Genomic DNA, 25,487 nt, shown 5'->3' on the forward strand with positions numbered 1-25,487 from the left:
TGCCGTTATTTTTCGCCGTAAACTGTCCCGTTCATTGCCGCAATAACGCCCGCAGTTCCCCTGTCGATCAGCTCAAGAAACACGGCAGCAGCGGCGGTATTGCTCAGCGTCTGGCTAAAAGTCCGGTGAGCCTGAATCAGCGCCGCGCTCCACGTGGCCAGCACCAGGCCCGCCGCCAGCTGAGTTTGCGGGTCGCTTTTTTCAAGGCCAGCCCCGGCGGCCAGCTCATGCGCCAGCGCCTGGGTAAATTCATCCCGAATCTCCCTGGCTCTCGCTTTCAGCGCCGGGCTGTTCTCAATCGTCGAGACAAAGCCCTGGCCCGCCACGGAGAAAGCCACCACCGGGCTATTTTGTGCAATCAGGTGGTGAGCAAAGCGGCGCAGCGCTTCCAGCGGCCCCGTGTTTTTATCCCGCTGACTCAGCGCACAACGCAGCATCTCCAGCCCCTCTTCTTCGCGGTCGAAGAACATCTCCTCTTTGCGCGGGAAGTGGTTGAACACCGTCATTCTCCCAACCCCTGCCGCCGCGGCGATTTCATCAATCGTCACCTGCTCAAAGCCCTTTTCCAGAAATAGCCGGGTGGCAGCGTTAGATATTTTCTGGCGGGTGGCGAGTCGGTTAAGGGTTCGGCGATCGACGGACATTGACAGGATCCTGTGGAATAGATAATTATGTACTGAGTATATATTGGTACTTAGTACAGGTAAACATGAACAAAGCGCTGGTCGTGATTTTCTCCACCATTTGCCTGGATGCCGTTGGCATCGGCCTGATCTTTCCTATTCTGCCACGCCTGCTGGAAGAGGTGACGCACACCCCGGATATCGCCCACTGGATCGGCATCATGACCGCGCTGTATGCCCTGATGCAGTTTGTTTTCGCCCCGCTGCTGGGGGCGATGAGCGACAACTATGGCCGCCGTCCCGTGCTGCTCGTTTCCCTTATCGGGGCCGCCGTGAACTACCTGATCATGGCCTTCGCCCCGCACCTGTGGATGCTGCTGCTGGGCCGTGCCATTGCCGGGTTGACCAGCGCTAACGTCTCGGTGGCGATGGCTTATATCACCGACGTCACCCCGGCGGATAAACGCGCCCGTCGCTTCGGGCTGTTTAACGCCATGTTTGGGGCCGGGTTTATCATCGGCCCGGTGCTTGGCGGACTGTTGGGCGATGCCTGGGTACGGCTGCCGTTTATTGCGGCTGCCGTGCTCAACACCGTTAACCTGCTGATGGCGCTGTTTATGCTGCCGGAATCCCGCGAACCCGCCCGCCAGCGGTTCAGTTTTGCCGTACTCAATCCCCTGCAGCCTCTTCGTCGAATTTTCACCCTGAAAGGGCTTATCCCGATTGCGATGGTATTTTTCATTCTGAGCGCAACCGGCGAAGTGTACGGCACCTGCTGGGCGCTTTGGGGGACAGATACTTTCGGCTGGAACGGGCTGTGGATTGGGCTTTCGCTGGGGGCTTACGGTATCTGCCAGACGCTGACGCAGGCGCTGCTTCCCGGCCCGATAACCCGCTGGCTGGGGGAGCGCGGCGCGGTGCTGTTTGGCATTTTTAGCTCGTGTATTGCACTGACGATGCTGGCCTTTGTACAAGCAGGCTGGCAGGTGTTTCTGATTATGCCGCTGTTCGGGCTGGGCGGCGTTGGCACCCCGGCCCTGCAGGCGCTAGCCACCCGGAAGGTGGATGAAGCCAGCCAGGGTCAGCTGCAGGGGATTCTCGCCTCGGCGGTCAGCCTGGCGTCTATCATTGCCCCGCTGGGCTTCTCAAGCTTCTACTTTGTGGTGCAGGACTCGTGGCCCGGCGCTATCTGGCTGTCGGTGATCGTGGTGTACGCCATTGCCGTGCCGCTGGTGTTATTCAGCACCCGCGGCAGACAGGCAGCGCAAGATCCAGCCTAGTTCCGGCGGTCGGCACAGGCCACGATATCGGGCTTCGCCATAATGGTTTTGTTCACGCCAAAACGCGTGATATTCAGCATGGCGTTGCCGATGTCGATAATTGATAAAAAGCGCTTCCCGGTGGTGGCACTGATAAGGCGCATCACTGGCGCAATAACGGTGTAGAACAGTCGATAGGCCGGGGTTCGGGACTGCACTTCCGGCGTCGGCAGAATAAACGCCGGGCGGAAGATAGCGGCCTTGCCCGGGAACAGCGCCAGCAATGCGTTTTCCACTTCGCCCCGCACGCGAGCCCACATCTGCGAGCTTTTCCCGCTGCTGTCTGCTCCCGCGCCAGAGACATAAACAAACTTCATCTGCGGGCTGTGAGATTTGAGCTGTTCCGCTACCCGCAGCGTCATGTCGTAGGTTATCTGCCGATACTTAGCTTCACTGACGCCGGATGAACTGATCCCGGCGCAGAAGAAACAGGCATCCACATCGCGGAATAGCGGATCGGCCGCGTCAAACGCCAGCAAATCACCGTTCACCACGTACCGAATCCGGGGATCGTGCTCGCCCGCTGGCTGCGTCCTGACGAGCAGAATAATGTCGGTCACGTCTTTTGCCGCCAGGCTCGCCAGCAGGACGCCCTGCCCGACCATGCCGCCGGAGCCTACAATCACAATTTTCATGAGAATTTCCTGTGAGTTAAGCCGCAAGGGCATGCCACATCATGCGAAAACCTAGCTGCAGCAACTTCTCTTTGTCTGCCGGATGCCTGACGATTTGCTCGCTGGTGGCATCAGAAATATTTTGAATAATGGCGTAGATAAACGTTTTGCTGTCGGTGACAAACAGCGACTGTTTAATAGCCTCATCAAACATCTTATCCGCCTGATTCAGCGCCTCCGGCGTGCTGGCGAGCGTTTCCGGGGTCAGTAGATCCGACACTGTGAGCAGCCTGAGAACCTGCTTTCCTTCGGGATTCTTCAGCGCCCATTCCGTGTAACCGCGCCAGATGTGCAGGATCTGCGTGCGGAAGTCGGCCTCCTTTGGATAGCCAGCCACCAGCAGATCGGACATATCCTGCTTCAGTTTTAAATAGACCTCGTTTAGCAACTGATCTTTCGTCGGGAAGTAGGTAAACAGCGTGCCTACCGCCACCTCCGCTCGTTTCGCAATGCTGGCCGTGGTGGCCGACAAACCGCTTTCCGCAATAATCGCCACCGCGGCGTCCAGAAGTGCCGCCTGTTTTTGCGGGCTTAGGGGTCTTGCCATTCCAGCGTCTCCGGGGTCAATAAAATATCCGGATAGTGTAATAGATTTAGCCACCGGGGTTTGAGCTTTGCTCCCGCGAGGGCGGAAGCGCACATTACTCGGGAATAAACCCGGTTTTGCCTTCGATCACCACCGAGGCAGACAGCGCTTTTTGATCTTCCAGCGACTGCAGGTTCTTCTCATAGCTGCCCTTGAGGATCTGGAATGCATCCGCACCCAGCGCGGTTCTGAGCGGCGGCTCCGCCTGCTGGCTCAGGCTATAAATGGCGTCGGCCATTTTCTGCGGGTCACCGGCGTTGCTCTCTTCGCCATGCCCGGCAATCCAGCGGCGCAGCTGCCCCACGGTGCCGTTTTTGTAGGCTTCGGACTCTTCCGTCCAGCGCACATTCGCCTGGAAGTTAGTTTTAATCGAACCCGGCTCGATGATTTGCACTTTAATGCCGAACTCCGCCACTTCCTGCGCGGTGCTTTCAGCAAACCCTTCCAGGCCATACTTCGCCGCGTGGTAGAACGCTCCGCCAGGGAACGCGACGCGCCCGCCCATGCTGGTGATGTAAATCAGGCGGCCTTGTTTTTTGGCGCGAAAAGCGGGCAAGAATGCGCGAGTGATATGCACCGGAGAAAGCAGGTTCAGGGCAAGCTGATGCTCAATTTCCTGCCCGGTGAACTCTTCCATCGCACCGATAATCGCCCCTCCGGCGTTATTGACGACGACATCGCTATCACCGTGCTTTTTGGCGACAGCGGGCAAGCTGGCAAAGTCGGTCACATCCAGCTTTTCAACAATAAGCTGCGCGGCATACTGCTGCTGCAGATCGGCCAAAGCGGCAGGGTTCCGCACTGCGGCCACGACGGTGTTGCCCGCCTCCAGCACGCGATGGGTCAGCGCCAGGCCCAGGCCAGCGGAAGCCCCGGTGATAAACCACTTTTCAGTTTTAGACGTCATCTTTGTATCCTCGGTTGATCAGCGCGGCGCGTGGCCTGGCGGCTGTTGATGGTAAGTATTGTGGCCAATCATTAAATGACTGACCACTCACTCAATTATAAAACTGGCGATTTAATTTGCAATACGCGGAAATGAAATTTACTCCCTGGTCAGACGGGAATGAGAAGAAAAGACAGATTTATCAATTCGCTGGGATCGGATTTTTTTTGAAGAAGGGGCATTTTCTGCCCCAAAACTAAAAACACTATGCGCCGTGCAGCGTGAAAACCCGAATACTGTTAATCAGCATGCCGGACTGTTCCTTCAGGGAACCGCTGGCCGCGGAGGACTGCTCAACCAGAGAGGCGTTTTGCTGAGTGGTGGTATCAATCTGCCCCATCGCAGCATTAATTTGCGCGATGCCGTCGCTTTGCTCATGACTCGCGCGGGCAATTTCATCCACCAGTTGCTGCACGCGGGCAACGTTTTCAACGATGTCCTGCATCCCCTCATCCGCTTCTGTGACCAGCTTACGACCATCGGTAATTTTGTTCACGGACGCGCTAATGATGTCACGAATCTCTTTCGCGGAAGCCGAACTTCTCTGCGCCAGCGTTCTCACTTCCCCGGCTACCACGGCAAAACCACGCCCCTGCTCACCGGCTCTGGCAGCCTCAACGGCGGCATTTAATGCCAAGATATTGGTCTGGAACGCAATCCCTTCAATGGCCGTGATGATATCGGTCATTCTGCCTGCATCAGCATGGATTTCGCCCATTGCATCGGCAACAACATGCATGCGTTCGCTGTTGGCCTTGACCATTTCTCCGGACTCATTAAACAACGTATTCACCCGATGGGCATTACTGGCGGTGCTCTTGATCGTCGATGTTAACTGCTCTAGCGTCGCGGCAGTTTGCTCGACGCTCGCCGCCTGTTCCTCTGTTCGTGAGGCGAGATCCTGGTTGCCGGCATCAATTTCATCCGCAGCCAGGGCAATACTTTCCGCACCGGTGCTGACGTTCCTCACCGTACTCCCAAGCGAAGTAATCATTTCCTGCAATGAATGCATGAGCTGCCCCAGCTCATCCTTCGCATGCACTTGCACTTTGGCGGTGAGATCGCCCTGCGCCACCCTACCGGCAACGTTAACTGCCTGCTGCAGCGGATGCGTAATACTGCGGGTTATGTACCAGGCCGTTGCCGCCCCCAGTGCCACACCCAGCGCGACGAGCAGCAACATAAGCAGCTCATTATTACGCGAGTTTTTCTGAATGCTGGCATGCGTGTTGTCGATAAGCTGTTTTTGGAAATCCAGCAGAGCCTGCAGCCCCTGCCGGTATTCTTCGCTTATCGGAATAAAACGTTCCGAGATATAGGTATCCATGCCCTCATGTTCACTTCGCTCAGACCGGGCCAACCCTTCGGAACGAACCTGCAAATACTTTTCTCGCACGGGGACAAGGTTAGCCAGCAGATGCTTGCCGGTTTCCAACGCAATCAAAGACGTGAGCTCGGACTGGACTCGGGTGGTTACCGCGGAATTCTGAGCAATGCTGGCGAGCAGTTTTTTACGCAACATCGCATTTTCAGTTCCCATTGCCGCGATAGCGTTCCCACTACTCTTATCGACCTGCGCCAGCCATTCCTCGACCAGCCTTTCCTTCAGCAAATGCTGGTTAATCATCTCATCGACGGCGTGAACATTGTTCCGACTGAACAGGCTGGCGCCGATCCCCATCAAAATCATCAAAAATAACAGCAGGAAAAAACCGCCGCTCAGCCTGACGCCTACACGCAAATTACTTAGTTTCATTCTCGTTCCTTAGAAAACCACATCCCGGAGTGCCCCCGACGCCTGGCGTGAGGGAATGGCGTGTTTTGTAACCACGTTGTTAATCGATATCGGAGGTCACGCTTATTTCTGCAGGCAAAAACCAGGGGGGAACGGTCGATAAATCAGCATTTTGACCCGAAGCAATGCTTTAATGTGATCCGCGTCACAATGAAAAGATCCGTGAAAAATAAAAGGCCCCGGCATATTCATGCGAAGGAGCCTTTTATTATTTGCTCTAAAGTTAACGATTAAAACGCCTGCCAGTGTTCCTCTTCTCTTTTTAATGCCCGACGCGGAGCCAGCTGGGGCGACAATATTACGCTCGCCTCATCGCTTTCCCCCAGATGCAGGCTGCTGGTTCTTTTTTCCAGCTCGAACACTTGTTTATTCAGCACTTCTGAAGATCCGGCCAGTTCTTCCACCACCGCCACGTTCCCCTGGGTGACTTTCTCCAGCTCGGAGAGCGCCGTAGTAATTTGCTGAATGCCTTTTTCCTGTTCGTTGGTGGAGATAAAAATATGCCCCATCAGCGCGTCGATATTTTCTGAGCCGGAAACAATATCCTTCATATTTTTTTCCGCTTCGGAGACCAGGCTTGCGCCCTGGAGGACATTCTGGTTGGTGATATCGATTAACGACTTAATGTTCTTGGCCGACTCAGAGCTTTTATGGGCCAGGTTCCTGACTTCACCGGCCACCACCGCAAAGCCTTTGCCGTGCTCCCCGGCACGAGCGGCTTCCACCGCGGCGTTCAACGCCAGGATATTGGTCTGGAAGGCAATGCTGTCGATGATGGTGATAATTTCCGTCATCTTATTGGCACAATCGGTTATCGAGGTCATGTTGCTGGTCAGCTTCTGCATCAGGTCGCTGCCGTGGTTGGCTGAACGGTGCGCGCCGCTGGTGATGTCGCTCAGCTCGCGAGTGCTGTCGGCATTGTTTTTTGTCCCGGCGGAAATCTGTTCCATGCTCGATGCCGTCTGAATCAGCATCGCCGACTGCTGCTCGGTTTTCACCGACAGCGTGGCGCTTTGGTGCGCCAGGCTTTCCGAGAGCGCTTTGGCCGACTGGGACGACCTGCGAATATCCATTACCAGGGTAGTAATTTCGGCGGAAAGTGTATTTATGCCCGGGATCAGTCGTCCGGCGCAATTATTACCAAACACAGGAATATGGACCGATAAATTCCCCGAATTTATTTCATCAATACTGCGCTTAACGTTATTAATGGGCCGTACAAGATATATCGTCATATACGTCCACAGGGAGAATAGTAAGACAACCCAGGCAATATTAAGCATGGCTAAAACAAGCACGCTGGCTGATAAAGCATATGCCAGGAAATCTATAACTAAAAAGGATATTGCCAAAAAATAGACAATAACGCTCCGAACGCTGGCATTCTTAAGCATAGGTAATCCTGTACGAGACTTGGGCGGGTATATTATTTATTACCTGGATTTATGGAAAAGCCATCTTATAAAATAAATCAGCGTTTAATCCCGACATAAGCCAACTGAAAAGATTTTAAATCCGCACTTTTCGTTTAAGAACGACGCTTTTCTGAATATATCCGTGACGTTACGACAAAGTCACTTTATTCCATGCTTCAGCAAGTCACTTGCATTTTGAAAGTCACTATGCCAATTTGTCGCCAGACGCTAACCCGTAAACGGATCGATCCATGAAAAACGAACCTCTGTGCAGCGCTCCCTGCCCCATTGCCCGCAGCCTTGGCCGTATCGGCGACAGCTGGAGCATCATGATCCTGCGGGATGCCCTGGCCGGTTTTACCCGCTTCGATGAGTTCCAGAAGAGCAGCAACGTGGCGCCCAATATTCTTTCGCGCCGCCTGAAAGAGCTGGTTGATGATGGCTTACTGGAGAAGGTTTGCTACAGCAGCGCGCCGCCGCGCTACGAATATCACCTCACCCAGAGCGGGCGCGATTTCCGGATGGTGATTCTGGCGCTGGCGGAATGGGGCAATCGCCACTTCGCGCCCGAAGGGCGGCAGATGCAGCTGGTTGAGCGCGAAACCCAGCGCCCGGTAGAACCCATTCTTACCGATAAAGAAACCGGTGAGCCGATTGAGCCAGGAAAATACGCCATGGTGCCGGGCCCGGTGGCCTCACCGATGATGAAATACCGCCACGACTACCTGCAGCGTAAACACGCCGGTGACGCCGGGCTTAAATTCCAGCCAGAACCGTACAGAGAACCCCAGTGATGAACGCCGCCCATAAGAAAAAATTGATTACGCTGACCGTGCTTGGCGCTGCGGTACTGGCAGCCGCAGGCTATGGCACATGGTGGTGGCACAGCGGGCGCTTTATTCAGTCTACCGACGACGCCTACATCGGCGGGGATATCAGCGCCATTTCAACCAAAGTCTCCGGCTACATTCAGCAGATTGCGGTGCAGGACAACATGGCGGTGAAAAAAGGCGATCTGCTGATCCGCATTGACGACCGTGATTACCAGGCCGCGCTGGCCAAAGCCCTCGGCGAAGTTGCCGCCCAGCAGGCTGCCCTGGCGGACATCGCCGCCACGCGCCAGCTACAACAGGTGACAATCGAAGGTTCTGCCGCTTCCTTAGCGGCAGCGGCGGCGGCAACGGACAAAACGGCCAACGACAACCGCCGCTATAACGCCCTGGAAGCCTCGAGCGCCATTTCAGCCCAGATACGCGACAACGCTTCGGCGGATTATCGCCGGGCACGAGCGGAACAAAGCAAAGCCCTGGCCGACAAAGCCGTGGCCCAGCGCCAGCTTGCGGTGCTTGATGCCCGTGAAAAACAAACCCAGGCCGCGCTGGAACAGGCGCAGGCTAACCTGGCGATGGCGAAGCTGAATCTCAGCTATACCGAAATTCGCGCCCCGTTCGACGGCGTGATCGGCAACCGCCGCGCGTGGACGGGTTCCTTTGTGACTAGCGGCACGCAGTTGCTCTCGCTGGTGCCTTCTCAGGGGCTTTGGGTCGATGCCAACTTCAAGGAAAACCAGCTGGCGCACATGCGGGCTGGTTTACCGGTGACCGTGGTGGCCGACGTGCTGCCAAACCACACCTTTAAAGGCCACATTGCCAGCGTCTCCCCGGCAACCGGCTCCCGGTTCAGCATTCTTCCGGCGGAAAACGCCACGGGGAACTTCACCAAAATCGTTCAGCGAGTGCCGGTGCGGATCGCGCTGGAAGGTGACGGCGCAAAACTGGATGTGCTTCGTCCAGGCCTGTCGGTCATCGTCACCGTTGATCAAAAGAGCACACGATGAGCACCGCCCAGGCCGCACCGATGCCGCAGGGCATCTCTATGCCAATGGCAAAAAAGATCTTCGCCTTTGCCAGCATGTGCGTAGGGATGTTTATTGCGCTGATTGATATCCAAATCGTCTCCGCATCGCTGCGTGACATCGGCGGCGGCCTTTCGGCTGGGGATGACGAAACCGTCTGGGTGCAGACCAGCTACCTGATCGCCGAGATCATTATTATTCCGCTGTCTGGCTGGCTGGCGCGCGTGATGTCCACGCGCTGGCTGTTTGCCGCCTCGGCGGCAGGCTTCACCCTGATGAGCCTGCTGTGCGGCTGGGCATGGAATATTCAAAGCATGATTGCCTTCCGCGCCCTGCAGGGGCTGGCGGGCGGCTCGATGATCCCGCTGGTGTTTACCACCGCCTTCGCCTTCTTTCAGGGCAAACAGCGCGTTATTGCCGCCGCGACCATCGGCGGCCTGGCCTCGCTGGCCCCGACGCTTGGCCCCACCGTCGGCGGTTGGATCACCGAAAACTTCAACTGGCACTGGCTGTTCTTTATCAACGTCATCCCGGGAATTTACATCGCCGTCGCCGTGCCGCTGCTGGTGAAGGTGGATAGCCCTGATTTCTCGCTGCTGCGCGGCGCGGACTATTTCAGTATTTTGCTGCTGGCAGCCTCGCTCGGTTGCCTGGAATACACCCTGGAAGAAGGCCCACGCTGGGGTTGGTTTGACGACAACACCATCGCCACAACCGGCTGGATAGCGCTGCTGTGCGGCATCGCCTTTATTATTCGAACGCTTCGCCACACCCAGCCGGTGATGGATCTCCGGGCACTCAAGGACAGAACCTTTAGCCTCGGCTGCTATTTCTCGTTTATGGCCGGGGTGGGCATTTTCGCCACGATCTATTTAACGCCGCTGTATCTCGGCACCGTGCGCGGCTTTAGCGCCCTGGAAATCGGCCTGGCGGTGTTTTCCACCGGCCTGTTCCAGGTGATGTCGATACCCTTTTATTCCTGGCTGGCGAACCGCGTGGACCTCCGCTGGCTGCTGATGGCCGGGCTGGTCGGCTTTGCTATTTCGATGTACAGCTTCGTGCCGATCACCCACGACTGGGGCGCGGACCAACTGCTGCTGCCGCAGGCGTTTCGTGGCCTTGCGCAGCAGTTTGCCGTTGCGCCAACGGTGACGTTAACGCTGGGCAGCCTGCCGCCCGCGCGGCTTAAGCTTGCCTCCGGCCTGTTCAATTTAATGCGTAATCTCGGCGGCGCTATCGGTATTGCCCTGTGCGGCACGGTATTGAATGACAGAACCAATCTGCACTACAGCCGCCTGGCCGACCATCTCAATACCGCTAACCTCGCGATGACGGACTTTGTCCAGCGCAGCGCCGCCAGCCTGGCCGCACAGGGCTTATCCCCGGATGCCGCCACCGGCGGAGCGCTAAAAAACTTGTCCTCGCTGGCACTGCGCGAGGCACGAACTCAGGCATTTTCGGATGCTTTTTACCTGATCATGATAGGTTTTTTGATTGCTGCGATGCTGGTTCCATTGATGAAAAAGCCGCAGCCACACTGATATTTCAGGAGAATAATGATGGGCGTTTCAGCGAAAAGGATTGTGGTCACGGGCATGGGTATCGTCAGCCCGCTGGGCTGTGGCGTGCAGCCTGTCTGGCAGTCGCTGCTGGCGGGAAAATCCGGCATCTCGGCGCTGGACGAGAAAATCGTTGAGGATATTCCCTGCAAAGTGGCCGGTCAGGTGCCGTCGGTTGAACAGGATCCTGAGCACGGTTTTGATCCGCTGGCAGTGATCCCCGCCAAAGAGCGTAAAAAGATGGATCGGTTCATCGAGTTTGCGTTGGTTGCCGCCCATGAAGCGCTGGCACAGGCTGGCTGGTATCCGGCTTCGCAGGAAGAGAAAGATCGTACCGCGACGGTGATTGCCACCGGGATCGGCGGCTTCGGCGAAATCGCCAACGCCGTGCGCACCACGGACGAACGTGGGCCACGCCGCCTGTCGCCATTTACTATCCCCTCTTTCCTCGCCAACCTCGCCGCAGGACATGTGTCCATCGCACACGGCTTCCGCGGGCCGATTGGTGCCCCGGTCACCGCCTGTGCCGCCGGAGCCCAGGCCATTGGCGATGCTGCCCGTCTGATCCGCAGCGGCGAGGCCGATATTGCCCTTTGCGGCGGCGCAGAAGCGGCCATTCACCGCGTCAGCCTGGCCGGATTTGCCGCCGCACGCGCGCTGTCTACCGCCTCCAACGACAACCCTGAAGCCGCCTCACGCCCGTTCGACCGCGACCGGGACGGCTTTGTAATGGGCGAAGGCGCGGGGCTTATCGTGATTGAATCCCTGGAACACGCGCTGGCCCGTGGCGCAACGCCGCTGGCTGAGCTGGTCGGCTACGGCACCAGCGCGGATGCCTGGCATTTGACTGCCGGGCCGGAAGATGGCAACGGCGCGAGGAGAGCAATGGAAGCGGCCCTTCGCCAGGCCGGTATTGCAGCCGCGGATGTTGACCATATCAACGCGCACGCAACCTCGACGCAGGTCGGCGACAAAGGCGAGCTGGCGGCAATTAAAGCGCTTTTCGGTACTCATCCGGTGGCGGTGACGTCAACGAAATCCTCCACCGGTCACCTGCTGGGCGCGGCGGGCGGCATCGAGGCTATCTTTACTATTCAGGCATTGCGTGACCAGGTTGTGCCGCCGACGCTGAATCTGCATCACCCCGATGAAGAGGCTGCCGGGCTGGATCTGGTGGCGCTTACTGCCCGGCCGCAGGCGCTGCACTATGCGCTGTCGAACGGGTTTGGTTTTGGCGGCGTGAATGCGAGCCTGCTGTTGAAGCGGTGGGAATCCGGGGAGTAACAGGACCCTCACCCCGCCCCTCTCCCAGGGAGGGAGAGGGGGAGAACCAAACTCGATCCGATCCCCTATCCCCTCAGGGGAGAGGGTTAGGGTGAGGGGCTATCGCTACTCCCCAGCCTCAAACGCCTGCTGCAGCCACGCCCTAACCTGCCGCACATCCTCTCTCCGCGCCTTTTCATGGCTGGTCACAAAATAATAATTCGCGCCAGGCAGTGCCCCCGGCAGCGCAATGTGCAACAAGCCCTGCTGTAGCGCGCGGCGAATCAGCAGCTCGCTTGCCAGCAAGATCCCCTGCCCGGCTATCGCCGCCTGGATCGCATGGGTTTCGTCGTCAAAATGAATACCGCCCTGCACATCCAAATTCTCCGGCCCAAAGACCGACTTCCAGTGCTGCCAGCTGGGTTCAGGGCTGGGCACGTGCCGGTTATCAATATGAAAAAGCGTCATCCCCGGCAGATCCTTCACGCTCCTGAGTTTTAGCTGAGGGCTTGCCACCAGCACAAAGCTGTCGCTATGCAGCAGCGTGCTGTCTAGAGATTCGTCGGCCTGCATGCTGTAACGCACCGCACAATCCGCCATTTTGCCGTGGAGATCGGCCAGGGCTACACCGCTGTGAAAGCGCAGCTCCAGCGAGGGATGCTGCTGATGTAAAGACGGTAAACGCGGCACCAGCCAGTTAGTCAGGAAGTTCGAGGTAGTACTGAGCGTAAGCGTGCCTGGGTGGGAAAGCGTTTCTATCGACTCAACGGCTTCGCGCAGCGTGGCGAACATGTTCCCGGAGGCGCGGAACAGAATCTCCCCCGCAGGAGTCAGCGCCACGCCGCGAGCGGAGCGGATGAATAACCGCTGCTCCAGCGAATCTTCCAGCAGACGTATTTGGTGGCTGATGGCGGTGGGCGTCACGCCAATTTCTTCCGCAGCCGCTTTAAAGCTGGCGTGCCGTGCCACGGCATCAAAGGCACGAATGGCCGTGAGTGGCGGGAGTCGACGATTTTTCATGAATGAATTTAACTCATCCTTTGCTGAATAATATGATTTTGATTGCACCATAAATAAAGGCGTAGCCTGTTATTCACGCCCATCAAATGATGAAAATGATTCATCACAAAGAAAATAGCAGGAAACGTCGATGACACAAACTTATGCGATGCCCGCCGTCGGGCAATTTCGCGCTTTATTCGCTCCTGGCATTGCGCAGGCACTGATCGCGCTCGACTACGCGATTGTCTACGTCGCGCTGCCCACGCTGGCGCAGGATCTGAGTCTTTCCCTCAGCGAGATGCAGTGGGTGGTTTCCCTGTATGGCCTGACGTTTGCCGCCCTTTTGCTGGCGGGCGGCAGCCTCTGTGACCGGCTGGGTGCCCGCCGGATGTTCAGCCTCGGCATGGCGCTGTTTTTGCTTTCGTCAGTGGCTGGCGGGCTGGCGCAGAGCGGCACGCTGCTGCTTATCGCCCGCTGCGGGCAAGGGATGGCGGCGGCGTTGTTGCAGCCTGCGGTGCTGGCGCTAATGGCGCAGCGGTTTCACGGCGAGGCGCACCGGCGGGCACTGGCGATATGGAGCGCCATCGGCGCGCTGGGTCTGGTTGCGGGCGTGATGCTGGGCGGGATCCTGGCCGCGCTGGACTGGCGAACCATTTTCTTTATAAACATTCCACCGGGGCTGCTTGCGCTGTGGCTGGTTCGCCGGGATTATCTCCAGCTCAGCACGCAGGGGGAAAAACAACAGACGGGCATCGGGTCACTGGTCGGCTGCTTCACCGCCGGGGCGCTGGTCTGGGCGCTGATGCGCTATGGCGAAACCGGGCAGCCCGACTATGTTGCCAACCGCTTTGCCGTTGCCATGGGGATCTTGTTCCTTCTGCACGAACGCTACGCCCCTCAGCCTTTACTGACCCGCTCGCTTCGCGCTCTGCCAGGCCTTCAAACGGGCTGGCTCAGCAGCGCCTGCTATATGGCAAGCGTGGGCAGCCAGTTTTATGCCATGACCCTGCTCTGGCAGCAGACGCTGCAGCAGGATGCCGTTACCACCGGGCTGATGTTCACACCGCTCGCGCTGTTAATCGTGGCTGGCAATACGCTGTTTACCCGCCTGACGGCCCGCTACGCCAGCGCCACGGTTTTGGCCGTCGGGTTTGCCTGTTCGGCGCTGGGGTTGTGGCTGCTTTCCGCTGGGTTAACATCGCCGCTGTCTGCCGTCTTTATCAGCGGTATCGCCTTAAGCGGGCTTGGCCACGGGCTCATCTTCCCGGCGATGTTCGCCGTGGGATTGTCATCCACCCCGCTTGCCCAACAGGGGCGCGCCAGCGCGTTAATGGCCACCAGCCAGTATATGGCCGGGGCCATGATGCTGGCGGTGCTGTCTGTTGTGCTCGGGCAGGCTCCAGATATAGCACAGTGGGCAACGGCCTTCCGGCTGCTGGGCGCTGCCGCTGTGGCAGGTATGCTGATTGCGGCATGCCAGAAAGCGAGTTAAACAAGGGGAACCTGCGCGGGGAAAGGTGAGAAGGGTTCGGGCCGGATGAATGCTACATTTATACTAACTGTTTAATTCTTCTCCCTTATCATCAAATTTTCCCGCGTTAAGGATCCCGTTATGACCGAGCAAGCTGAACAGGCTGACGCTAAAAACTATCTTGTGCGCCTGATTGCGGTCGTACTTACCGGCATTCTTGCCGGCATCGCGGGGATGCTTCTCGCGCTGATTTTACACGCCATTCAGCACCTGGCATTTGGCTACAGCATTGATCAACTGGTGGGAAGCGAGACGTTCCTCGAGGGCGTGACGGACGCCACGCATTTGCGCCGGGTCGCGGCGATTCTCGGCGGCGGGGCCGTCGCCGGATTTGGCTGGTGGCTGCTCGCGCGCTACGGCAAGAAAAGAGTCTCTATCGCTGCAGCCGTGGCAAATCCTGCAGTGCCGATGCCGACGGGTACCACGACTATTCATGCTTTACTGCAAATCATTACCGTTGCGCTGGGTTCCCCGCTCGGGCGCGAAGTCGCCCCTCGGGAAATGGGCGCTCTGGCAGCCGGGCTACTCGCCCGGAAGTTCAGCCTGCAGCCGGATGAAACCCGCACGCTGATTGCCTGCGGTGCGGGCGCAGGCCTGGCGGCGGTATATAACGTTCCCCTCGCCGGAGCACTGTTCACGCTGGAAGTGTTGCTGATCTCGTTTAGCTGGGAGAAAGCGCTGGCGGCGGTCATCACCTCGGCAGTGGCGGCCTGGGTCGCCACATTAGGGCTGGGAGATGAGTCCCAATATCACTTCGCTTCTTTTGCGCTGCCCCACGCGTTTATCGGCTGGGCCATCGTCGCCAGCCCGCTGCTGGGCTATGCCGCCTGGCTGTTCCGCAAGGCAACAACGAGCGTGAGAACGCAGGTCAAAACTAACTGGCAGATGCCGGTATTTTGCCTGCTGGCCTTTGCGCTGCTGGCCGCGCTTAGCCTGTGGTTCCCACAGCTGCCGGGCAACGGCAAAGGCCCGATGCAGCTTGCCATCAGCAACGGGCTGAACGTTAACTTCGCGGCGATTTTGCTGGCGCTGAAAATGCTGGTGATCCTCGCCGTCCTGCGCGGCGGTGCTGAGGGTGGGCTGCTGACGCCGGGCTTAACGGTGGGGGCTTTGCTGAGCCTGCTGCTGGCGGTGGTCTGGCAGTTTGTCTTCCCTGGCGGGGACGTGGGAAGCTTTGCGCTGGTCGGTGGTGCGGCGTTTTTAGCCGCTTCGATGCAGATGCCCATCACCGCCGTGGCGCTGGTGATGGAGTTTACCCATATGGACCACAGCTATTTTGCCCCTGCGCTGCTGTGTGCCGCTGGTGCTTATACAACCTGCCGGATCCTGGATAAGAAGTACCGGTACTAACCTCTTCAGTGGGAAGAGATAAATGCCGACTCTGCGAGCGGGGTCGGCATGGAGAAATGCTGCCGCATACGCGCAACCTCATTGAGCGGCGTGAGCCCAAAAAGGCGCTTAAATTCGCGGCTGAACTGCGAAACACTTTCGTAGCCCACGCGGGCACTGGCCGCCGAAGCGGTCAGATCGTTTCTCAGCATCAACAATCTCGCCTGATGCAACCTTGTGGATTTGAGATATTGCATGGGGGAAGTGTTGGTCACCGTTTTGAAGTGGCTGTGGAAAGTGGGCACGCTCATGCCCGCTTCTTTTGCCAGAGCATTCACATCCAGATGCCCATCAAATTCGGCATGAAGCTTGCGCAGCGCTTTCGCCACTTTGCCAAACTGCCCCTGCATAGCCAGCGCACTGCGCAACGTGTGCCCCTGCGCGCCCGTCAGTACCCGGTAATAAATCTCACGCACCATAGAAGGTCCTAACATCTCGGCATCCAGCGGCGTCGACATCACCTGCAGGAAACGCAGTACGGAAGCACTCATCGCTTCATCCATTGGGCTGGACATCATGCTTCGCGGCTCGACGGCCAGCTCAGCGCCTCGCCCATCCAGCGCCAGCATGACTTCAGCCGCCAGCGTGAAGTCTAGCCTCATGTAGATAGCCAGCATGGGTTCTTCGGCGCTGGCCTCCGTTTCCATGGTGAACGGCACGGGTACGGAAACCATCAGATAGTGCTGCGAATCATATAAATAGACACTCTCGCCTAAAAAACCCCGCTTACGCCCCTGAACCACAATCACAATACCGGGTTCATAAAGAACGGGGGTTCGCATCAGCGGACGGTTAGAGCGTAAGAAACGCACCTCGTTTAGCACCGTAAGATTGTAGCCTTCATGCGGGGTTAGCCGGTCCAGAAGCTCTACCATTTGTTTGCTGGCCTGCGGGCTGGCATTTGTCATCAGGGTTCATCTGGCAAAGGAAGATGTGGCCAGAGTCTGGCAGTGAAATTTCCCCTCGTCCATACACCTCATAGGAATAGGCAAACATCAGAGAGGATCCAGGCTACGCATTCGGCCCTCCCGGTTCTACGCTTTACCTCCCACTTACGAAGGAAATGATAATGAGCCAATCGAAGTTATTTTTGATTACCGGGGTCAGCAGCGGCTTTGGCCGTTCACTGGCAGAAGAGGCGCTGAAAGCCGGGCACCGCGTGGTTGGCACCGTGCGCAATCAGCAGGCAAAGGAAGCCTTTGAGGCGCTGGCACCCGGCAAATGTTTTGCCCGAATTCTGGACGTCACCGATTTTGATGCCGCTGCGCCGCTGGCGGCGTCGATAGAACAGGAGATTGGCCCCATTGATGTACTGGTCAACAACGCAGGCTACGGGCACGAAGGGGTGATGGAAGAATCCCCGATGAGCGAGCTAATTCAGCAGTTCAACGTCAACGTGTTTGGTGCCGTCGCGATGATAAAAGCCTGTTTGTCTGGGTTCCGCACTCGTCGTGCGGGCCATATTGTTAATATCACTTCGATGGGCGGCTTTATCACTCTGCCCGGCATCAGCTACTACTGCGGCAGTAAATTCGCACTGCAGGGGATCTCCGAAACGCTGAGTAAAGAGCTCAAACCTTTTAATATCGCGGTGACCGCCGTGCAGCCCGGTTCCTTCAGAACAGACTGGGCCGGACGTTCCATGGTGCGAACCCCGCGCAGCATCAGCGATTATGACCAGAGCTTCGGCCCGATTCGCGATACCCGCCAGAAGCGTAGCGGGCAGCAACCGGGCGATCCGGTCAAAGCCGCCAAAGCAATATTGACGCTTATCGGCAGCCCTAATCCACCGGCAGCGCTATTGCTGGGCAGCGACGCGGTCACCTTCGTCAAAGAGAAGCTGGTGCAAATGGGGGCGGATATTAAAACCTGGGAAACGGTAAGCCGCTCGACTGATGGGCAATAACGGCCCACGAAATAAAAAAGCCCGGTAACCCCTTAAAGGCTACCGGGCAAGACGCCTAAAAACCGTTATTTGGCTTCGTTGGCGTCAGCGTTTCTCAGCATGTTTCTGACCGGGATAATCAGCACAGCCAGCACCACGGCGCAGATAACCAGGGCGATAGACACGTGGGAGAATAGCTCCGGCATTGAGCTAAGCTGATCTTTTTTGATGTGCCCGCCCATAATCCCTGCCGCCAGGTTACCCAGCGCACTGGCGCAGAACCACAGCCCCATCACCTGGCCGCGCATTTTCTGCGGTGCCAGCAGCGTCATGGTCGCAAGGCCAATTGGGCTAAGACACAGCTCGCCCAGGGTCAGCAGCAGGATGCTCCCTACCAGCCAGAACGGAGAAACGCCGCTCTGCGTCGCCAGCACCTGGTTTGCCGCCGCCATCATCACCGCAAAACCTGCTGCCGCAAACAGAATGCCGATAACAAATTTCGTCATGCTGCTCGGGTTCAAATTACGCTTAGCCAGCGACGGCCAGAACCAGCTGAACACCGGGGCTAACAGGATAATAAACAGCGCGTTGATCGACTGGAACCAGATCGTCGGGATTTCAAAGCTGCCCATCTGGCGGTCGGTGTAGTCGCGGGCAAAGATGTTGAATGACGTCGGCTTCTGCTCAAAGGCAGACCAGAAGAATGCTGCCGCAATCAGCAGGATCAGGCAGGCAAGCAGGCGCGAACGCTCGCTGCTGCTTAAGCCCGCAAAGAAGAACATAAACAGGAAGTAGAGGCCCACGCAGGTAGAAATGATGTATGCGGAGCTTTTAGCAATCACAGTCGGGTTGAACGGAATCGTACCGTTGGAGATAAGCACCACCAGCCCGGCAAGCAGCACCATGGCAAGCGTCACCCATTTACCGACGTTTTTACGCTCGGTCGTCGGGCGGTTCCAGGTGGAATCCAGGCCGACTTCTTTGTCATAGCGACGCATTTGCGGAATGGCGTAGAAGCGGAAGATGAACAGCGCAACCAGCATCCCTAAGCCACCCAGGCCAAAGCCCATGTGCCAGCCATATTTTTCATGCAGCGGGCCGATGATCAGCGGTGCAATAAACGAGCCCATGTTGATGCCCATGTAGAACAGCGAGAAGCCTCCGTCGCGGCGGGTATCTTCTTTTTTATACAGAGTCCCGACCATCACGGTAATACAGGTTTTGAACAGCCCGGTTCCCAGGACGATCAGCAGCAGGCCGACAAAGAAGAAGGTATTGCCCACGAATGCCGACAGGGCAATCGAGAGGTGGCCGAGCGCAATAATCAGCGAGCCATACCATACGGCACGGCGCTGCCCGAGCCAGTTATCGGCCAGCCAGCCGCCGGGTAAAGAAGTGATATACACGCCGCCGGCGAAGATCCCGACAATGGCGGAGGCCTGCTCAATCGGCAGCCCCATCCCGCCCTGAAGCAGGGCGGCGCTCATAAACAGAATGAGCAGCGGGCGAACCCCGTAGAAAGAAAAACGTTCCCACATTTCGGTGAGGAAGAGCGAACTTAACGGGTACGGATGCCCGAAAAAGGTTTTTGTTTTCGTCGCAGAGTGACTCATCTGTGAACTCCCATAGGTTATCTCTTTTGATGCGGTGTTGATAAAACGCCAGTCCCGGCGCTCGGTTGCTGATTTTTAATCATAGGCTGGTCGTTAGCCAGCGGCGGCTACTTTAGCGTAGATCGTTGAAAAATCATCAAGGCGAAGAGTAACTTTAATGCCTAATAGAGGGTTTTTAGATTAAAAATCGACTTAACTCTCATTTTTCATGATAAAAATCTCATTAAATGCGCTTTTATCTTGACAACAAAAATTCAAATTCATAAAAATAAAATTCATTTAAAACAATAAATTAAATAAAAACCTAATCCTTTCACGAAACACCCATCATTAACCTACAATTCATCCGGGTTTGTCCTGTTACCTAAACCAGAAACCGCGTTATTTGCCCAACGACGTATCACTGCGGAATAAAAAATCGGCACGGCTTCTGCGCGTATCCCTGAAACGTCACCTCACTGACACGCAGCGTTCATCTTCATCTTCTACCGTCAGGCGCAGAACGGTAAGAGGAGCGAATATGTTTAGTCTCGATAACGTACTTGACGACCTTTGGCCCCAGGCAAACCCTGCGCCCTGGCAAAAAAACCTGTTAAGACGCCTGCTGCACGAGGAAGAATTCCAGGCCTTTGCCGAAAATCACCCGCACCTGCGCGGGCTGGATATGATCGAACAAGTCCTGGATCACCTACACATCCGCTGCAATATCTCTCCCCGCGAATTAGAAAATATCCCTGAGCACGGCCCCGTGGTGATGATGTCCAACCACCCCACTGGCACCCTCGACGGGCTGGCGCTGCTGTATGCCGTTTCCCGCGTTCGTCGCGATGTTAAAGTGGTGACCAACCGCCTGCTGAATCACCTCGAGCCGCTGAGTTCGCTGTTTATTCCGGTCGACAATATCAATGGCCGCACGCCTAAATCGTCCCTCGTGCAGATGGAACAGCAGCTGCAAAACGGCGGCGTGCTGATCTTCTTCCCGGCAGGTGAGGTGTCCCGCCTGTCCCGCGAAGGGATTGCCGACGGGCACTGGCACACCGGCTTTATTAAACTTGCCGCGAAGTACCGCGTGCCGCTGTTACCCGCCTTTATTCACGCACGTAATAGCGCGCTGTTTTATGCCAGCGCGATGGTTTCCCCTGCGCTGCCGATGCTGCTGCTGATGCAGCAAATGTTCCGCCGCCGGAACTCCACCCTGCCGGTGACCTTAGGCCAGCGCATTCCCTGGGAAAGCTGGCATAGCCCGCAGCAACTCCCACGCGAGCTGGCCAAAAAGTGCCGCCAGCACGTTCAACTGCTGGGCAAAGGCCTTTCCGGCAAATTCACAACGGAGAGCGCCATTGCCCGGGCGGAAGACCGCGCCACACTGCGGCGGGAACTGGCAAAAGCGGAGTGCCTGGGTCGCACCGCCGACGATAAAGTGATTTATCTTTGGCAGAGAAACGATTCTAAAGAAGAGGCTCCCCTACTGCGCGAGCTGGGGCGACTGCGTGAGATCGCCTTCCGCGCCGTGGGTGAAGGCTGCGGCAAACGCCGGGATCTCGATCGTTATGACGACGATTATCTGCATTTGATCCTCTGGGACGAGCAGGATCTGGAGATTGTCGGCGCATACCGCTTTATGCCTACCGCGCAGCAGCTTGAAAAACGCGGCGTGAACGGCCTGTACAGCTACAGCCTGTTCCACTACGACGAGAAGATGGACGATGTGCTGCAGCACGGCATCGAGCTGGGGCGCAGCTTTATTCAGCCCCGCTACTGGGGCCGCCGTGGCCTGGACTATTTATGGTCGGGGATTGGCGCTTATCTCGCCCGTTACCCGCAGTATCGCTACCTGTTCGGCCCGGTATCTATTTCCGGTGGTCTGCCGCCGGATGCTCGCGACCTGCTCGTCGCCTTTTACCGGCTGTGGTTCCCCGCGAGCCACCCGCTAGCTTCATCCCGTAGCCCTTATCCGGCAACGCTTCCAGACGTGCTGGCACAGTTCAAGGGAGAGGATTACGGCGAAGATCTGACTCGTTTAAAATCCCTGCTCAGCAATATGGGCTGCGGCATTCCAACGCTGTATAAGCAATATTCGGAGCTCTGCGAACCGGGCGGCGTGCAGTTTATTGATTTTGGCAGCGACCCGGCCTTTAACAACTGCGTCGATGGGCTGGTGCTGGTCGATTTAACGTTCCTGAAAAAGAGCCGCTATGAGCGGTACGTTGGGATGCATTTGTCGGGACAAGCATAGCCACTAGCTAAGGCGGGAGAAACTCCTTCCCGCCTTTGACCACAATTTTAGTGGTACAATTCTCGCTGTTTTCCTTCTTTCCGCCGACATACCATGACAACCACCGAATTTAAACGCCCGAAGCTTACGCTGCCGGAGGGCGCAAACAAGCTGCTGCTGCATACCTACTGCGCGCCCTGCTCTTCTGAAGTCATCGAGGCATTGCTTGCCTCGGACATCGACTTTTCGATTTTTTTCTACAACCCCAATATCCATCCGCAAAAGGAGTATCTCATCCGTAAGGAGGAGAATAAGCGCTTTGCTGAACAACACGGCGTACCCTTTATCGATGCGGATTATGACGCCGATAACTGGTTTGCGCGGGTAAAAGGTATGGAGTGGGAGCCCGAACGCGGCGTGCGCTGTACGGTCTGCTTTGATATGCGCCTGGAACGCACCGCGCTCTATGCCGCCGAGCACGGTTTCGGGGCGATTTGCAGTTCGCTGGGAATTTCACGCTGGAAGAATTTTCAGCAGGTGTGCGAATGCGGCCAGCGAGCGGCGGCGCGCCATCCGGGAGTGGTTTACTGGACCCACAACTGGCGCAAACAAGGTGGCTCCACGCGCACGGTGGAAATTTGTAAACGCGAGCAGTTTTATCAGCAGGAGTATTGCGGCTGTGCTTATTCTTTGCGGGATGCTAACGCTTATCGGGCATCGCAGGGGAACGCGTTAATTAAGCCGGGGAAATCATGATTGTGCGCCGCTTAATTCAATGCTAGTGATAAATCGAATTCCCCGATAATGAGGTTAAAAATGGACTCGAAGTATGTACTTATTAACGCTGTTCCATCTGCCGAAGATTTCTGTCGCTTACGTACTATTTCCGGTCTGACACCTCGGCCTTTAGAAGCGGCCAGGAATGGACTCCCGAGAAGTTGTTACGGGGTTCATATTGAACATTCCGGGCGTGTTGTCGGTATGGGCAGAATTGTCGGCGATGGAGCGTTGAATTTCGAAATCGTCGATGTTGCAGTCGATCCAGATTATCAGGGGCAAGGTCTTGGGCGCGCAGTCATGGAGAATTTGATGGCATGGCTTGAGCAGCAGTCTCCCGACGGCGCATATATCACCCTTGTCGCGGATGTACCAGAGCTGTATGAAAAATTCGGTTTTAAAAGCGTGCGTCCGGAAAGCGAGGGGATGGCTCTGGTGTGGGGCAAAAAGGCTCTGTGAGTTATGGATCGTCAAGCTACTGCCGGGCAGGTTCAGCCGTTATGCAATCAGGGAGAATAGGTATATCAGGGAAGTATTGGAGCGGGCGAAGGGAATCGAACCCTCGTATAGAGCTTGGGAAGCTCTCGTTCTACCATTGAACTACGCCCGCTTTGAGGTACGTCAGGCATTATAGACTTTCAGCACTCGCTGGCAAGTGCCTTTGTGTCCAGGTGATGGTTTTTCAAGCACTTTTTAAATTAACACGACGGTTTTAGGTAACGCTGCGGGTCGATTGCTGTAGCCCGGTAGCGGATCTGGAAGTGCAAACGCACCGAGTCCGCCCCAGTGCTGCCCATCGTGGCAATTTTCTGCCCAGCTGTTACTTTCTCCCCAGTATTAACCAGCATCGTGTCATTATGAGCATAAGCGGTGATGTACTCTTCGCTGTGTTTGATCATCACCAGATTGCCGTAACCGCGAAGTTGGTTACCGACATAAACCACCGTTCCCGCGCCGGATGCATAGATGGCTTGCCCGCGAGAGCCTGAGATATCAATGCCTTTGTTACCACCGTCGCTATCGGAGAACGGTTCTACAATATTACCCTTCGTCGGCCACAGCCAGCAGCGAGCTCCCACCGGCGGCGGTGCTACCTTTGATATGGTCGTATTTTGCGAACGAGCAGGTGCACTGGTGTTTTTGGCCATGGCGGTGTTTTTCGGTCTGCTTGCAGAGCCTGAGCCTTTGATTCTAATACGCTGACCTACCTGGATAGTATAAGGCGCAGAGATACCGTTCAGCCGGGCGAGCTCACCCACGCTGCTGCCGGTCATTCTGGAAATTTTTGAGAGCGTATCACCGCGCTTCACGGTGTAAACCGCGCCGCTAAACCTGCCTTCGTTAGATGAAGGTGATTTACTGCTGCAACCGGCTAATAGCAGGCAGGCAGTTAACAGGGCGATACATCCAGGCATCGCAATCCGGCATCCTGGCTTCAAAACAACCTCTCATCAGGCAAAATTCATTCCGGGCAGGATATTACCATCTCTGAGCCTGCAGCCAAAATTGCATCACCCTTTGCCTTCGGTAGCTGACATCTGCCCACGTATTCAGGCAATTCCCTGATAGTAAAAGCAAAGCTATTTTTACCTGTCTGCCCGATCACAATTCAGCAACAACTCTTTGACATCACCTATCAGTTCTCATAATTTCAACTTGTATACAAGATGAATACAACAAATCGTGGCGCGACCAACTTCAGGATAATGCTATGAATAATCATCCAACATCTCTTACGGCTAGCCAGCCGGGCATCACTGAAAAAGTCCGGGCACGCGGCAGGTTGCGCTGGGGTCTGGGCCTGCTTTTCTTTGTGATCGGTCTGATCGCTTATATGGACCGCGCTAATATCTCCATCGTCGCTGAGCATATGATGCGTGACCTGGGTATGACGAAAGTCGAATTTGGCCTCCTGGGCGCTCTGTTTTCACTAGGCTATGCCCTGGCACAAATCCCCAGCGGTATGCTGGCAGAACGGTTTGGCTCCCGGCTGATTGTCAGTCTGAGTCTCTTGTTATGGTCTCTCTTTACGCTGCTGACAGCCCTGACGCCCCGCTTTATTTGGTTGTGTGTAGTGCGTTTTCTGTTTGGTGTCGGTGAAGCCCCAACCTACCCCGGTAACGCGGTATTCAACAGTTGGTGGTTCCGCAAAAATGAAAAAGCACGCGCTGCAAGCCTGCTGCTGGCTGGCTCTTACTTTGGCCCCGTGATTGCACCTACGATTACGGTGTTAATTATGCTTGCCTGGGGCTGGCACGCGGTGTTCTACATTTTTGGCGCCGCCGGCGTCGCTGTTGCGCTGCTTTGGTACTTCCTTGCTCGGGACAGGCCGGATGTACATCCATGGATCTCAAGCGCGGAGCTGAAGCATATTCGTGAGGGTCGTGCAATTTCGCCGAAGGAGGCGAAAGCGAAAGCACCATGGCGCCAGTTCATGCGTAATCGTGAGTTTTGGGCTGTCGGGATCCAGTATTTCTTCGTGGTGTATATGACCACGCTATTCATGATCTGGCTGCCCACCTATCTCCAGGAAGCTCGCGGGTTCTCTCTTACACACATGGGTATTGCAGCCAGCTTCCCGTGGCTTGCCATCTGCCTGTGCGTACTTTTTGGCGGCAAATTGTCGGATAGCTTACTGCAGCGCGGCCGTTCACTGATGGCGGCTCGTGGCTACCTGGCTATAGCAGGCTTCATTCTGTTTATTCTCGGCACGCTGGGCGTAGCGATCACGCTCAACCCTTTCCTTAGCGTGTTCTGGCTGACGCTGACGCTGGGTGCCCTCGGGCTACCCGTGGTGGTTTCCTGGGCCGTTGCCGCCGATAAAGGCCAACAATATTCGGGGTCGGTCAGCGGCTGGATGAATCTTTGGGGGAACCTCGGGGGCGTGGTTTCCCCGGTGCTGTGCGGCTTTCTTGCCCAGCATTTCGGCTGGAATACCGCCCTGCTGTTTAACATCGTGCCGATTACTCTCGCGATTGTCTGCTGGTTCTTCATCAAGCCCGATCGTCCACTTACCCCTTCCCAACGCGCTTAAGGAGCC

At 56.5% G+C, this 25,487-nt stretch carries 22 protein-coding genes and 1 tRNA gene; 12 read left to right on the plus strand and 11 right to left on the minus strand.

Annotation, left to right across the window (positions count from 1 at the left end; genetic code table 11):
• Positions 1-5: 5 nt before the first annotated feature.
• Complete coding sequence (locus LH86_RS01435) at positions 6-644, minus strand: TetR/AcrR family transcriptional regulator (RefSeq protein ID WP_039297790.1); 639 nt, start codon at positions 642-644, stop codon at positions 6-8.
• A gap of 65 nt (positions 645-709) precedes the next feature.
• Between LH86_RS01435 and LH86_RS01440 the strand changes: the two genes are divergently transcribed.
• A complete protein-coding gene (locus LH86_RS01440) occupies positions 710-1,903 on the plus strand; it encodes a TCR/Tet family MFS transporter (protein ID WP_039297791.1) in 1,194 nt (397 codons plus the stop codon).
• Here the strand turns inward: LH86_RS01440 and LH86_RS01445 are convergent.
• From LH86_RS01445 to LH86_RS01465, 5 genes are all read right to left on the minus strand, one after another.
• Positions 1,900-2,577, minus strand: coding sequence for an NAD-dependent epimerase/dehydratase family protein (locus LH86_RS01445; protein WP_039297794.1), 678 nt, complete (start codon positions 2,575-2,577; stop codon positions 1,900-1,902). The genes LH86_RS01440 and LH86_RS01445 overlap by 4 nt on opposite strands.
• 16 nt (positions 2,578-2,593) lie before the next feature.
• Positions 2,594-3,163, minus strand: a complete 570-nt coding sequence (locus LH86_RS01450; RefSeq protein WP_039297797.1) for a TetR/AcrR family transcriptional regulator — start codon at positions 3,161-3,163, stop codon at positions 2,594-2,596.
• 94 nt (positions 3,164-3,257) lie between these two features.
• Complete coding sequence (locus tag LH86_RS01455; RefSeq protein WP_039297800.1) at positions 3,258-4,109, minus strand: SDR family NAD(P)-dependent oxidoreductase; 852 nt, start codon at positions 4,107-4,109, stop codon at positions 3,258-3,260.
• 244 nt (positions 4,110-4,353) lie between these two features.
• On the minus strand, positions 4,354-5,904 hold the full coding sequence (locus LH86_RS01460) for a methyl-accepting chemotaxis protein (RefSeq protein ID WP_039297803.1): 1,551 nt from the start codon (positions 5,902-5,904) through the stop codon (positions 4,354-4,356).
• A 269-nt stretch (positions 5,905-6,173) separates the two neighbouring features.
• Entirely contained in the window at positions 6,174-7,337 is a 1,164-nt protein-coding gene (locus LH86_RS01465) for a methyl-accepting chemotaxis protein (RefSeq protein WP_039297805.1), read from the minus strand.
• Between the two features lie 272 nt (positions 7,338-7,609).
• Between LH86_RS01465 and LH86_RS01470 the strand changes: the two genes are divergently transcribed.
• Genes LH86_RS01470 through fabF form a run of 4 tightly spaced genes read left to right on the plus strand, consistent with a single transcriptional unit; the run spans position 7,610 to position 12,056 of the window.
• Positions 7,610-8,152, plus strand: a complete 543-nt coding sequence (locus LH86_RS01470) for a winged helix-turn-helix transcriptional regulator (protein WP_039297808.1) — start codon at positions 7,610-7,612, stop codon at positions 8,150-8,152.
• Positions 8,152-9,195, plus strand: a complete 1,044-nt coding sequence (locus tag LH86_RS01475; protein WP_039297811.1) for an HlyD family secretion protein — start codon at positions 8,152-8,154, stop codon at positions 9,193-9,195. Before LH86_RS01470 ends, LH86_RS01475 begins: the two co-directional genes overlap by 1 nt.
• Complete coding sequence (locus LH86_RS01480) at positions 9,192-10,754, plus strand: DHA2 family efflux MFS transporter permease subunit (protein ID WP_039297814.1); 1,563 nt, start codon at positions 9,192-9,194, stop codon at positions 10,752-10,754. Before LH86_RS01475 ends, LH86_RS01480 begins: the two co-directional genes overlap by 4 nt.
• Positions 10,755-10,772: 18 nt before the next feature.
• Positions 10,773-12,056: a beta-ketoacyl-ACP synthase II gene (gene fabF, locus LH86_RS01485; protein ID WP_039297817.1), complete on the plus strand. Its 1,284-nt coding sequence runs from the start codon at positions 10,773-10,775 to the stop codon at positions 12,054-12,056.
• 105 nt (positions 12,057-12,161) lie between these two features.
• Here the strand turns inward: fabF and LH86_RS01490 are convergent, their stop codons facing one another.
• Positions 12,162-13,055, minus strand: a complete 894-nt coding sequence (locus LH86_RS01490; RefSeq protein ID WP_039297819.1) for a LysR substrate-binding domain-containing protein — start codon at positions 13,053-13,055, stop codon at positions 12,162-12,164.
• 130 nt (positions 13,056-13,185) lie between these two features.
• On the opposite strand from LH86_RS01490, the gene LH86_RS01495 reads away from it, so the two are divergent.
• Both LH86_RS01495 and LH86_RS01500 read left to right on the plus strand, forming a co-directional pair.
• Positions 13,186-14,529 carry an MFS transporter gene (locus LH86_RS01495; RefSeq protein ID WP_039297821.1) on the plus strand — a complete coding sequence of 448 codons (1,344 nt, stop codon included), beginning with the start codon at positions 13,186-13,188 and terminating at the stop codon, positions 14,527-14,529.
• 120 nt (positions 14,530-14,649) lie between these two features.
• Entirely contained in the window at positions 14,650-15,918 is a 1,269-nt protein-coding gene (locus LH86_RS01500) for a chloride channel protein (protein WP_039297824.1), read from the plus strand.
• A 5-nt stretch (positions 15,919-15,923) separates the two neighbouring features.
• Here LH86_RS01500 and LH86_RS01505 read toward each other — a convergent pair whose 3' ends face one another.
• On the minus strand, positions 15,924-16,865 hold the full coding sequence (locus LH86_RS01505; protein ID WP_039297825.1) for an AraC family transcriptional regulator: 942 nt from the start codon (positions 16,863-16,865) through the stop codon (positions 15,924-15,926).
• A gap of 161 nt (positions 16,866-17,026) precedes the next feature.
• Here LH86_RS01505 and LH86_RS01510 point away from each other — a divergent pair, with 161 nt between their 5' ends.
• On the plus strand, positions 17,027-17,863 hold the full coding sequence (locus LH86_RS01510) for an oxidoreductase (protein WP_039297827.1): 837 nt from the start codon (positions 17,027-17,029) through the stop codon (positions 17,861-17,863).
• A 65-nt stretch (positions 17,864-17,928) separates the two neighbouring features.
• Here LH86_RS01510 and LH86_RS01515 read toward each other — a convergent pair whose 3' ends face one another.
• Complete coding sequence (locus tag LH86_RS01515) at positions 17,929-19,455, minus strand: peptide MFS transporter (RefSeq protein ID WP_039297828.1); 1,527 nt, start codon at positions 19,453-19,455, stop codon at positions 17,929-17,931.
• Positions 19,456-19,975: 520 nt separating this feature from the next.
• On the opposite strand from LH86_RS01515, the gene LH86_RS01520 reads away from it, so the two are divergent.
• From LH86_RS01520 to LH86_RS01530, 3 genes are all read left to right on the plus strand, one after another.
• Entirely contained in the window at positions 19,976-21,691 is a 1,716-nt protein-coding gene (locus LH86_RS01520; RefSeq protein WP_039297831.1) for a lysophospholipid acyltransferase family protein, read from the plus strand.
• Positions 21,692-21,784: 93 nt separating this feature from the next.
• Entirely contained in the window at positions 21,785-22,426 is a 642-nt protein-coding gene (locus LH86_RS01525; RefSeq protein ID WP_039297833.1) for an epoxyqueuosine reductase QueH, read from the plus strand.
• 60 nt (positions 22,427-22,486) lie between these two features.
• Positions 22,487-22,906, plus strand: coding sequence for a GNAT family N-acetyltransferase (locus tag LH86_RS01530; RefSeq protein WP_039297836.1), 420 nt, complete (start codon positions 22,487-22,489; stop codon positions 22,904-22,906).
• A gap of 77 nt (positions 22,907-22,983) precedes the next feature.
• Here LH86_RS01530 and LH86_RS01535 read toward each other — a convergent pair.
• Positions 22,984-23,057: transfer RNA gene (locus tag LH86_RS01535), tRNA-Gly, on the minus strand.
• Positions 23,058-23,145: 88 nt separating this feature from the next.
• Positions 23,146-23,862 (minus strand): amidase activator ActS, encoded by a 717-nt coding sequence (gene actS, locus LH86_RS01540; RefSeq protein ID WP_039297838.1) that lies wholly within the window; start codon positions 23,860-23,862, stop codon positions 23,146-23,148.
• A 296-nt stretch (positions 23,863-24,158) separates the two neighbouring features.
• On the opposite strand from actS, the gene LH86_RS01545 reads away from it, so the two are divergent.
• Entirely contained in the window at positions 24,159-25,481 is a 1,323-nt protein-coding gene (locus LH86_RS01545) for an MFS transporter (protein WP_039297840.1), read from the plus strand.
• Positions 25,482-25,487 lie beyond the last annotated feature (6 nt).

This window comes from Cedecea neteri (genome assembly GCF_000758325.1).
GTDB classification, from domain to species: domain Bacteria; phylum Pseudomonadota; class Gammaproteobacteria; order Enterobacterales; family Enterobacteriaceae; genus Cedecea; species Cedecea neteri_B.